The sequence below is a fragment of the Mycobacterium sp. genome, assembly GCF_035633495.1.
In the GTDB taxonomy this organism is placed as follows: Bacteria; Actinomycetota; Actinomycetes; order Mycobacteriales; family Mycobacteriaceae; genus Mycobacterium.
Genome location: NZ_DASQEU010000189.1, coordinates 1 through 3,479, shown reverse-complemented (window position 1 = coordinate 3,479; position 3,479 = coordinate 1). Strand labels below are relative to the sequence as shown.

General features: G+C 67.4%; 4 protein-coding genes. 2 read left to right on the top strand and 2 right to left on the bottom strand.

Going from position 1 to position 3,479, the window contains the following annotated elements; translation table 11 throughout:
• The coding region (locus VET27_RS26750; protein ID WP_526523112.1) for a MarR family winged helix-turn-helix transcriptional regulator at nucleotides 1-444 on the bottom strand (444 nt) is incomplete at its 3' end.
• 56 nt (nucleotides 445-500) lie between these two features.
• Between VET27_RS26750 and VET27_RS26745 the strand changes: the two genes are divergently transcribed.
• Both VET27_RS26745 and VET27_RS26740 read left to right on the top strand, forming a co-directional pair.
• Nucleotides 501-1,742 (top strand): phosphotransferase, encoded by a 1,242-nt coding sequence (locus VET27_RS26745; RefSeq protein WP_526523110.1) that lies wholly within the window; start codon nucleotides 501-503, stop codon nucleotides 1,740-1,742.
• Complete coding sequence (locus tag VET27_RS26740) at nucleotides 1,739-2,263, top strand: PPOX class F420-dependent oxidoreductase (RefSeq protein ID WP_526523108.1); 525 nt, start codon at nucleotides 1,739-1,741, stop codon at nucleotides 2,261-2,263. Before VET27_RS26745 ends, VET27_RS26740 begins: the two co-directional genes overlap by 4 nt.
• A 209-nt stretch (nucleotides 2,264-2,472) precedes the next feature.
• Here the strand turns inward: VET27_RS26740 and sppA are convergent.
• Nucleotides 2,473-3,479, bottom strand: a 1,007-nt coding sequence (gene sppA, locus VET27_RS26735; RefSeq protein ID WP_526523106.1) for a signal peptide peptidase SppA, incomplete at its 5' end; no start/stop codon positions are given.

Genomic DNA, 3,479 nt, shown 5'->3' with positions numbered 1-3,479 from the left:
AGGTTCACGCCCGGTCCCGGCCAACTGCTGAAGTGCGTCGAGAAGGGTCGCGTACCGTTCGTCCCCGACCTCTGTTCGCCAACGCTGCTCGACGTTGGCGATCGCGGAACGCATCGCGTCTTTCAGTTCGTCACCGATCGGGGTGCGGCGAATGATCTTGGCTCGATTGTCACCCGGGTCCGGAACCATCTCTATGTATCCCCCCGCTGCCAGGGAGGTCGCGAGCTGACCGAGGCCCTGTTTGCTGATTCGCATGGCCAGGGCGAGGTCTGTCAGCCGTCCCCCGCGCGCCGGGATCAGATCGAGCAGCCTAGCCTGGGCGGCCTGCAGTGGAAGTGTTCCCCCGGCGGCCTCGGCCTCGGCGCGTAGTCGGCGCGTCGTCGTATGCAACAGGTACATCAAATGGCGCGGATGTTCATGGAGATCTCCGTTGACGTCGCTCACCCGGCAGCCCTACCCTCATCTAGTCAAGTAACGTTACTTTATCAGGGGAGTTGGTTATGACCATCCGGGACGCATCCCTGTCGAGCGATCCACACCCCACTTTCCCCACGACGGACCCGCCGATGGTCACGATCGGCCCGTGGACGCCGAATGCCGATGCGATCGCCGACCTCGCCCGGTCCGCGTTGGGTGAGCCGACGGCGGCTGTCTCGGCGTGGCGGGTCGAACCGGTCGGGTATGACTTCGGCTCCCCGACCACCGAAGGGCTGTTCCGGATCCGCGGCGACGCGCGGGTCGGCGGAGCCATTCGACGGTGGTCTGTGTTCGTCAAAGTGGTGCGCGCGTATCGACATTGGCCGCTGTTCCATGTCCTACCGCCCGACATGAGGGCCGCGGCGCTCGCCGGTGATCAATGGCGTTACGAGGCGGACGTCTACCTCTCGGGTCTGCCGGACGCGCTGCCCGACGGGCTCCGGCTGCCCGTGGTTCACCGGATCATCGACCTCGGCGACGATCGGCTCGCCATCGTGTTGGAAGACGTCGAATGCTGCCCCGAAGAGTGGAACGACCGGCGATTCGCTGCCGCGGCGACCTTGCTGGGTCGATTCGCTGTTCGGTCCACCCGCCGCAACAGCCTCCCCCGCAGCGCCTTCAGTCAACGCGGCGCGGTGACCAGGAGCTACTATTCGGGTCGCCTGCTGCCGGCGGCGTTTCCGGCGTTGTCGTCCGACGCGCTCTGGCAGCACCCCCTGCTGGCCCACGCGGCCGGCCTCCGGCAAGATCTGGATGAGTTGGCGAACCGGGTGCCGGCCATCCTCGATTCCCTGGAGCAACTCCCCCAATTGCTGGTGCACGGCGATGCGAGTCCCCAGAACCTGCTGGTTCCACTGGACGATCCCGCCGGATTCGTGATCATCGACTGGACGCTGGGTGGTCCGGCGGCCGTCGGTGACGACCTCGGGCAACTGCTCGTCGGTTTGGCCCATGCCGGCGAGATCGACACTGCGCAACTGCCCGCGCTGCACGAGCTTCTCATCACCGCCTACCGTATCGGCCTGGAGAGCGAGGGAATCCCGGTACCGGAGGATCGGGTTCGCCACGGAATGGACGGCGGTCTCGTCGTGCGGAGTGCGTTCACCGCTCTGCCGCTCCAGCGGCTGCACGAGCCGATCACCGTGGAACTCGCCCGGCTGGTCAGCCACCGACTGCGGCTCACCCGGTACCTCGTCGACCTCGGCCTCGCGCTGACGACACCCACCCCCAATCGGGCCGCCACTGGATCGGAGATCACATCGTGAGCGAGCACCTGTTGACGCCCTTCCAGCGGACGTGGGCGATGATGCTGCACACCAGGAAACGCGACGGCTCGTGGATCGGTACCCCGGTCAACGTTGCTGTCGACGGCGACCGCGCCTACTTCAGCACACCCGCCGGCGCCGCAAAGGTCAAGCGGATACGAAACTTTGCCGACGTCGCCATCGCACCGTCCACCCCGCGCGGAACGCCCACGGGCAGCTTCGTGGGTGCCCGCGCACGGCTACTGCGTGGCGACGAGGCAATCGCGGCATCCCGCCTGCTGCGACGGAAATACCGATTCGTGTATTCCATACTTGTTCCGCTCGAACTCCGAATCCGACGAACGAAAGGGCTGTTCTACGAACTGACCGACATCCGCGCCGCCGACCATGAATCCCTCAGGGGGGCGGGGGCGCAGGATTCACCGGCGAGCCGCTTCACCTCATGGTCTGGGGTGTCACCGCTTCATGGCACTCAACGCAATCAGCAGCGCAACTACAACCCTCCGCCACTCGGCGCGTGACGCCACGCATTGCGGAGGACTGCTTCCTTGAGAATGTCGATCAAGGCGACCGTTCCCCACCTCGGCCTTGATACGGCGCAGGTTGCGTTGCTTCCGGGGCGGCGTCGTAGTTGGCCTGTGACGAGGATCGGAAGAGGATCCCCTTCCGGATTGCGGTGAATCTCAAACGGGTGCCTTCTACCGGCCGTCTTTGCGGCTCCCGCACGGTGTCAGCGAAGCCGCAACTCCGGCATCCGCAGGGCCGCGGCGGCCGGCAACCCAAGTGCGGTTGTGACGTCCGCCAGCCTCGGCATGGTGGCGCTGAGACTCACCCGCGGGTCCGAGGAGTTCTTCGGGCGACGGAACCGCGCGAGTGGGCCGAGCTGGATCGCCGGGTATACCCGTGCATTGTCTGGCAGACCCGCCTGCGCACGCGCGACTTGCACCGCGTCGCGGAGCCCGCCAAGGCGGTCAACCAGGCCGGCATCGACGGCGTCGGTGCCCGTCCATACTCTGCCCCGGGCCACTGCCTCGATTTCCGCGACCGGCCGGCCCCGTCCCCGCGCCACCTTGGCCACGAAGTCGTCGTAAACCGCGTCGATAGCTGCGGCAAGCCGCTCGCGTTCGGCGTCGTCGAAGCCCCTGCGGGCCGAGAACATCAAGGCGTGTTCCCCACGCGAAACGCTTCCAGTGGTGAGGCCAACGCGGTCGAGCAGCCGGCGCACGACCACCTTGCCCCCGAAGACGCCGATCGACCCGGTCAGAGTCGAGGGGAGAGCGAGGATGACGTTGGCCGGGCAGGCGACGTAGTAGCCGCCCGACGCCGCGACCCCACCCATCGCGACGATGACCGGCTTCGCTGCCCGGAGCACAACTACCTCACGCCAGATCGTCTCCGATGCGACCGCGGACCCGCCTGGGGAGTCCACATGCAGCACAACAGCGCGAACGTTGTCGTCGGCAGCGGCCGCGCGCAGCGCCGCACCCACCGAATCGCTCCCGGCGGTCCTACCCATCGGACCGCGCCGCGAGCGGCCTGATGCGATCGCGCCGCGCACCTCGACGAGCGCGACATGACCCCGATGACGCCGCGGTAGGCGCGGCCGACGGCGGGGTCGCCACCGATCCGCAAACAGCAGCTCGACGTCCCCGCCCACCCGGGCCCGCATCGCTGCGTGTGCCTGGTCGCGGTAGCCGAGCGCGTCGACCAGATTGGCGTTCCGGGCCTGGTCCGCCA